This is a genomic window from Streptomyces sp. NPDC057654 (genome assembly GCF_042800135.1).
Taxonomy (GTDB): Bacteria; Actinomycetota; Actinomycetes; order Streptomycetales; family Streptomycetaceae; genus Streptomyces.
Window position 1 is genome coordinate 1 of record NZ_JBHVHQ010000546.1, and the last position, 5845, is coordinate 5845.

5 protein-coding genes are annotated in these 5845 nt (G+C 71.0%); 2 read left to right on the plus strand and 3 right to left on the minus strand.

Features of this window, described 5'->3' with window-relative positions:
- Positions 1 to 117 precede the first annotated feature (117 nt).
- The 3 genes from ACFU99_RS30220 to ACFU99_RS30230 are packed head-to-tail and all read right to left on the minus strand — an operon-like array spanning position 118 to position 3460.
- Positions 118 to 1788: a hypothetical protein gene (locus ACFU99_RS30220; RefSeq protein WP_384398048.1), complete on the minus strand. Its 1671-nt coding sequence runs from the start codon at positions 1786 to 1788 to the stop codon at positions 118 to 120.
- A 52-nt stretch (positions 1789 to 1840) separates the two neighbouring features.
- The gene (locus tag ACFU99_RS30225; protein WP_384398050.1) at positions 1841 to 2551 is read right to left on the minus strand and encodes a hypothetical protein; all 711 of its coding nucleotides are present in this window, start codon (positions 2549 to 2551) and stop codon (positions 1841 to 1843) included.
- Positions 2552 to 3460 (minus strand): hypothetical protein, encoded by a 909-nt coding sequence (locus tag ACFU99_RS30230; RefSeq protein ID WP_384398052.1) that lies wholly within the window; start codon positions 3458 to 3460, stop codon positions 2552 to 2554.
- A 280-nt stretch (positions 3461 to 3740) separates the two neighbouring features.
- On the opposite strand from ACFU99_RS30230, the gene groES reads away from it, so the two are divergent.
- Positions 3741 to 4049, plus strand: a complete 309-nt coding sequence (gene groES, locus ACFU99_RS30235; RefSeq protein WP_363131915.1) for a co-chaperone GroES — start codon at positions 3741 to 3743, stop codon at positions 4047 to 4049.
- 136 nt (positions 4050 to 4185) lie between these two features.
- Positions 4186 to 5802, plus strand: coding sequence for a chaperonin GroEL (groL, locus tag ACFU99_RS30240; RefSeq protein WP_384398054.1), 1617 nt, complete (start codon positions 4186 to 4188; stop codon positions 5800 to 5802).
- Positions 5803 to 5845 lie beyond the last annotated feature (43 nt).

The following is a 5845-nucleotide window of genomic DNA, read 5'->3' on the forward strand; positions in this document are numbered from 1 at the left end:
CTCCAGGGCAGAGAGAGGCCCCGTCCGGGAATCCCGGACGGGGCCGTTGAAAGGGTCGGTCGGTTGTAAGCAGCCGTCTGAAAGGACAGTCGGCTGCGAGAGGAATGCGACGGTCCGTCAGGCGAGCGCCATCCAGTAGCGGGTGCCGAGGGCGCCGACGCCGGTGGCCCAGTTGACCGAGGCCGGCAGCGAGGTGTTCGACTTCGTCGGCGACAGCGCGGTGCGCGGGACGGCGTTGGCGCGGCCGAAGCGGCCCGGCACGTCGTAGCCCCCGTTTCCGGTCATGATCCGCGGCGAGTTGGCGGAGTTGGAGTACGTCAGCAGGAGTGCGATGACGTAGATGCCGGGCTGGAGGGTGACGGCGGAGGACAGCGGAATGAAGGAGGTCGCGCCGCCCACCTCGTGGGTCTCCGGGTAGACCTTGCTCAGGTCGGCGGTCTGGGCCCGCCGCTTGCCGGAGGCGTCGTAGATCCCCGCGAACGACCCGGCCGTGATGCCGCCGGAGCCCCCCGAGTAACCCAGGGTCTGCACGCAGACGTTCTTGACGGCTGTGGCCTTCCGCAGCACGACGGCGCCGTAGTAGATGCGGCCGCTGGCCGGAATGTCGCCGGGGTACGTCGCGTTGAGCGCGCTCTTCCCGTCGCCCAGCCCCGGGTCGAAGGTCCAGGCGACGAACCCCAGGTCCTCCGGGGCCCAGTCGTTGGAGGAGGAGCCGTCCGCGCCGGCCGGGCCCTGCGGCCCCGGGGGGCCCTGGGGGCCGGTCTGGCCCTCGCCGACCTCGACCACGCTGCCGTCGGCGCGCTGCACGAAGAGCTTGCCGCCCGCCGAGTACAGGGACACGCCGTCCTCGGCGGCTTCGGCCGGGGCCGCCCCGTTGGCGAGCTGGACCGCCCCCGCGGCTCCGGCGAGCGCTCCCGCCCCGCTGCCGACGCGCAGGTTGCCGGACAGGTAGGCGTTGTTCGTCGTTTCGAGGTCGCCGGCCTTGTTGACGCGTACGTAGGACTGGCCCGACTGCACGACCAGCGCGTGCGAGCTGCCGTTGCCCTCGATGACGACGTTGCCGGCGACGCTGCCGCCGGAGGCGGACAGGGCGCCGATGTCCTCGGCGGTCAGCTTGACGTCCGGCCCCGGCTTGCCGTTGACCGTGTCGACGTTGCCGGTGCCGGGCACGCCCTGGGGGCCCATGAAGTTGCCGACGGGCTTGCCCCAGTCGTTCTCCCCGCGCTGCCACAGGTCACCGTTGTCGGTGCGCAGCATCAGGTCGCCGCTGCTGCCCAGGTTCTCGGCGGGCGGGGTGTCGCCGGTGTGGATCCGGCTGCCGGGGGCGCCCTTGGCGCCGGGCGGCCCGACGGGTCCCGCGACGGGTACGTAGTCGGGGGTGCCCGGGTCGGCGGGGGCGATCTCGGCCAGGTCGGTCCGGGGGCGTTCGGCGGGCAGCAGGATCTTGTACGGGCGGCGGCCGGGCACCCCGTTGAGGCGCTCGGTGACGGTGTACGCCCAGCTCTCCGGGTTCATGCCGGGGGTGTCGGTGGCGGGCAGGGTGACCTGCATCCGCCCGTCGTCGTCGAGCCGCGCCTCGATGGGGCCGCCGAGCATGACGTCGGTGGCGCTATGGGTGAGCATCGAGGGCGGTTCGAAGGTCACGGTGCCGGAGAGCGGGCGGCCGTCCGGGGTCAGGTAGTGGCCTGTGACGATGACCGTGGGGATGGATTCGGGAAGCACGAGGTAGGTCTCCTCCTCTGCTGGTGACTGGCGGATGGCGGTGGTCCGGAGCGCGCGGCGGGACATACGGCCTGAGCGTCGGAACGCCGGTAGGTCAGGGCGTCGGGACGTCAGGGCGTCAGGACTGGACCCCGTACAGGGCGCGCGGCGAACACCGCACGCTGCTGGTCTCGTTGGCCGCGCGGGCCTGGATCTGGAATTCGACGGGGCTGTCGTAGTCCACCCCGATGGGCTCGGTGAACAGCAGCGTCGTCTGCGAAGTGGGTCCGACCTGGCGCTCGTTGACGAGCAGCCGCAGCTCGCCGCCGTCGCCCGTGGTCTCCATGGCGATCAGGCAGTACAGCCGCGGGTGCTGGACGACGGCGTCGCCGCTGTAGAGGGTCGTCCACTCGGTGGCCGAGGTGGACTCCCAGCGGGCGGCGTCCTGCGGTGTCGGCTGCGGATACGGGATGTAGGGCCGGGCCAGCCCGGAACCGCTCGCGTCGTCGGCGAGTACGGCGTTGCCGCTGTGGTCGAAGACCTGCACCGGCTGGCGGCCGTCGGCGTCGGGCGCCTGGCTCCGTACGGTCAGCGCGGCCTTGCCGTCGTCGCGCCGTACGACCATGCCCCGCTGCCGCGTGCCGTCGGGCCAGTCGGGGCGCACCTGGCCGATGTGGACGAGGTCGTCGCCGTGGCCCTTGACCTGGAACTGGCCGTCGTCGCCGATCAGCAGGTTGCCGTCGAGGACGTCGTTCATCGCGGGCCGAGTGTTGGCGCTGCCCATCAGGGCCCGTACCTGCCGTTCCAGAGCGCGGATGCGGTCCAGCAGGTCGGTGGGTATCGCGGCCATCTACATCCCTTCGAGGTAGAGCTTGGCGGTCTCGGCCCTGGCCCGCTCCGGCGGGGTCACGGCCAGGCCGACGACCCGGTAGCGGGAGTCGGAGCCCGCCGGGTTCCACAGGTCGTGGATGCGCAGCCGGACCGTGGCCCCGAGCAGGGCCGGGGTGATGCGGCCGTCCACGCGGACGGTCGCCTCGGGGATGACCTCGGGCCGGTGGGCACGGGCCAGTTCGGCGGTGGCCAGGCCGTCGAGGGTCTGCTTGTCGCTGACCGAACTGTGGTCGGAGGTGCCCTCCAGGCGGGGCCAGCCGGACTCCAGGTCCGCGGCGAATGCCTTGACGTCGGACATCGTGGGGACCGACTCCTGGGCCTGGTTGGTGTTGTCGCTCGCGCCCCGCGCGACCCAGACGTTGGCCTGTACGGTCGCGTCGGTCGGGATGCTGTACGACAGCAGCGGGCCGGGACGGTCCAGCACGATCTCGGAGGCGCCGGTACGGACCTTCGGGTGGCCGAGCTGGAGCCGCTTGACGCGCCGGGCGGTGCTCGGGTCGCGGTAGCAGTGCACCCGCCACTCGAAGCCGTCCTCCAGGGCGGCGAGCTTGTCCACCAGCTCGCGGACCCGGGCCACGTCGGTGCGCGCGTAGGACTGGCCGCGCCGCACGCCGGAGAGCTCGCGCCCGTACTCGATGCCGATGTCGCCGCCCGGCTGCGCCTGGACGTGGTCGATCAGCGCCCGCACGATGTCGAACTGGTCGACGCCGGTGGCCACCAGGTCCGTGGACAGGATGCGGTGGTCGAGGTACGAGTCGAAGGTGCCGGCCTGGATCTCCGCCGTCATCCGGCCCTGCTCGTCGCCGGCGGGGGTGCAGGTCCACAGGATGCCGCCCCACCAGATGTCGGAGCCGCGGGGCCCCCCCACCGCGGGGCGGGCGGGGGGGGGGGCGGGGCCCCCCCCCCGCCAGTCGGACGCGGCGCTCAGCCGCTCGGCACCCCCCCCCGGTCGCGATGCGCAGAATTGCGCCGCGTTGGCACTCCGCTTGACCGAGTGCTAACCGCGTCATAGTCTCGCACCTGGCACTCTCCACCGGGGAGTGCCAAACACAGCGACGGGCAGGTCCGGCACCCGCGACGACGGATCACACCTGGTCGCCACCTCAGACAGTTAACCCCGTGAGATCTCCGAAGGGGGAGGTCGGATCGTGACGACCGCCAGCTCCAAGGTTGCCATCAAGCCGCTTGAGGACCGCATTGTGGTCCAGCCGCTCGACGCCGAACAGACCACGGCCTCTGGCCTGGTCATTCCGGACACTGCTAAGGAGAAGCCCCAGGAGGGCGCTGTCCTGGCCGTGGGCCCGGGCCGCTTCGAGGACGGCAACCGTCTTCCGCTCGACGTCGCCGTCGGCGATGTCGTGCTCTACAGCAAGTACGGCGGCACCGAAGTGAAGTACAACGGCGAGGAGTACCTCGTCCTCTCGGCTCGCGACGTGCTCGCGATCATCGAGAAGTAATTCACCGAAGTTTGCCTGTTCTGCGCCCCTGGTTCCCCGCGTCTGAAAAGCCGGGCGCCCGGGGCGCAGTTCGTTTGAGCGATAGCGGTCACCGCCGCGTGGCCGGGGATCGCAACGAGAGGACTTGAAGCAACTCATGGCGAAGATCCTGAAGTTCGACGAGGACGCCCGTCGCGCCCTTGAGCGCGGCGTGAACAAGCTTGCCGACACCGTCAAGGTGACGATCGGCCCCAAGGGCCGCAACGTCGTCATCGACAAGAAGTTCGGCGCCCCCACCATCACCAACGACGGCGTCACCATCGCCCGCGAGGTCGAGATCGACGACCCGTACGAGAACCTGGGCGCCCAGCTGGTGAAGGAGGTGGCGACCAAGACCAACGACATCGCGGGCGACGGCACCACCACCGCCACCGTGCTGGCCCAGGCGCTGGTCCGCGAGGGCCTGCGCAACGTCGCCGCCGGCGCCTCCCCGGCCGCCCTGAAGAAGGGCATCGACGCCGCGGTCAAGGCCGTGTCCGAGGAACTCCTCGCGACCGCCCGCCCGATCGACGACAAGGCCGACATCGCGGCCGTCGCCGGCCTGTCCGCCCAGGACAAGCAGGTCGGCGAGCTCATCGCCGAGGCGATGGACAAGGTCGGCAAGGACGGTGTCATCACCGTCGAGGAGTCCAACACCTTCGGTCTGGAGCTCGACTTCACCGAGGGCATGGCCTTCGACAAGGGCTACCTGTCCCCGTACATGGTCTCCGACCAGGAGCGTATGGAGGCCGTCCTCGACGACCCGTACATCCTGGTGCACCAGGGCAAGATCGGTTCGATCCAGGACCTGCTGCCGCTGCTGGAGAAGGTCATCCAGGCCGGCGCCTCCAAGCCGCTGCTGATCATCGCCGAGGACGTCGAGGGCGAGGCGCTCTCCACCCTCGTCGTCAACAAGATCCGCGGCACGTTCAACGCCGTGGCCGTCAAGGCCCCCGGCTTCGGCGACCGCCGCAAGGCCATGCTCGGCGACATCGCCACCCTCACCGGTGCGACCGTCATCGCCGAGGAGGTCGGCCTCAAGCTCGACCAGGCCGGTCTGGACGTGCTGGGCACCGCCCGCCGCGTGACCGTCACCAAGGACGACACCACCATCGTCGACGGCGGCGGCAACAGCGACGACGTGGCCGGCCGCGTCAACCAGATCAAGGCCGAGATCGAGTCCACGGACTCGGACTGGGACCGCGAGAAGCTCCAGGAGCGCCTCGCCAAGCTCGCCGGCGGCGTCTGCGTCATCCGCGTGGGCGCGGCCACCGAGGTCGAGCTCAAGGAGAAGAAGCACCGTCTGGAGGACGCCATCTCCGCGACCCGCGCCGCGGTCGAGGAGGGCATCGTCTCCGGTGGCGGTTCCTCCCTCGTGCACGCCGCGAAGGTCCTGGGCAACTCCCTCGACAAGGAGGGCGACGAGGCCACCGGTGTCGCCGTCGTCCGCCGCGCCGTCGTCGAGCCGCTGCGCTGGATCGCCGAGAACGCCGGCCTGGAGGGCTACGTCATCACCTCCAAGGTCGCCGAGCTCGACAAGGGCCAGGGCTTCAACGCCGCGACCGGCGAGTACGGCGACCTGGTGAAGGCCGGCGTCATCGACCCGGTCAAGGTCACCCGCTCCGCGCTGGAGAACGCCGCGTCCATCGCGTCGCTGCTGCTCACGACCGAGACCCTGGTCGTCGAGAAGCCCGCGGAGGAGGAGCCGGAGGCCGGTCACGGCCACGCCCACTAGCAGTACGCGGCCGCTGAGGCGGCCGTAGCGCACGGAGACCCGG